Here is a 1,341-nt window from a genome sequence, read left to right on the forward strand (position 1 = left end):
GAAAATCACTTCCTCAATCCCATCCAACCCCTCAGTGGTCAAGTCTACCATAGATAGGGGTAACCGAATCTGGGATGAAATCCTTTGGTTTGGTATGCCGATACTTTTTAGCTACCAAAATCTACCAAGGCAGACTTTAGCCCACTAATGCAAGCTGCTCTCGCAGCCAGGGGGTATCTCCCAAGGCTCTGAGGAATATCCCCCGAGCGCCGTTGATATCTCTGTCCATGACGAGTCCATCAACTTTTGATTTAATAGTTTGGCTTCCGCCTATATTTATCAGCTCGCCTGTCCAGCTAACAGTTTTGCTGGTGTAAGCTTCGCAAACATCTAGCACTACTTTCCCCGTCTCTTGAGCTTTGTGCTTTAGAAATTCTTTGAAACGATAATGAGCGAAGGTAAGCATATTACGAACGGTTTTAGATCTAATCTTTCTGTTCCTTTTTTTTGACATTTGAGACGTCTCAAATGTAGGAAGAAGAATTACATCGAAGTTGTCAACTAAGAATCTAGCTGTCTTGTGGTGAAGCTCATTGATTAAGTTTTGAACTTTTATAACCATTCGTCTGGCGGCTTTCTTCATCCGGCGCTTTTGCCCACCATTGGCTTTACTGATCTTAGACAGTAAATTATCCAGGTGTTGGCAGAGTCGCTGGATCCTTGAAAAGTCTCCATGCCCAATCTTCCCTACAGATGTTTCGCTGAAGAAAGTGATGAAAGTTCTGACCCCAGGGTCTAAAGCAACTACTCTACCTTGGTTTTCGGTATGTGATACAGCTACTTTGTGGGGAACTACTAAATAATGATTCCCGTTATTACTGGTTAGTCTACAATCGCACACTTCTGAAGGCAAAATCTCGGAGTATGTTATTTTCCCTAGTTTGGTATGATATACCCCTACTGCTGAAACTGCTGATTTTGGGATATAGCAAGACTGAATAGGGTTCTTTCGAGACCTAAACCTTACTCGGTTAATTTCTGCCGTTTTCTTGTACTTTTTCTTTGCCTCCCTGACAGCGGTGCAAGCGTCCTTTATCGCTATCGATTTAATTTGATAAGGAACTTCCTTGCACCACTCGGGTAGGTCGTTTAATATGCCAGTCTTGATAGCCTTCCAGTTGGCTTTAACCTCGCCATCCTGAAGTATTTTGACTGTTTTATTGAAAACGTAACGGGACACTCCGAACCACTTACGGATTAGCGTACGCTGCTCAGGGTTTAGGAACAGACGAATCTTCTTTGATTTTTTGACCGTATTTCCTAAGTCCGTGGACTCGGCAAGAGAAGACGTGAATGATGGAGAGAAGATCTGCGGTGAGCTCGGATTCGGGACAGCTTTTA

1 protein-coding gene and 1 pseudogene are annotated in these 1,341 nt (G+C 43.4%); both read right to left on the reverse strand.

Annotated elements, in window-relative coordinates:
- Positions 1-136: 136 nt before the first annotated feature.
- A complete protein-coding gene (locus F6K53_RS42850; RefSeq protein ID WP_293086699.1) occupies positions 137-1,234 on the reverse strand; it encodes a transposase in 1,098 nt (365 codons plus the stop codon).
- Positions 1,212-1,341, reverse strand: a pseudogene (locus F6K53_RS42855) (IS607 family transposase); the annotation flags it as partial. The gene F6K53_RS42850 and the pseudogene F6K53_RS42855, both read right to left, overlap by 23 nt.

It is taken from the genome of Moorena sp. SIO4A1 (assembly GCF_010672065.1).
Lineage (GTDB): Bacteria > Cyanobacteriota > Cyanobacteriia > Cyanobacteriales > Coleofasciculaceae > Moorena.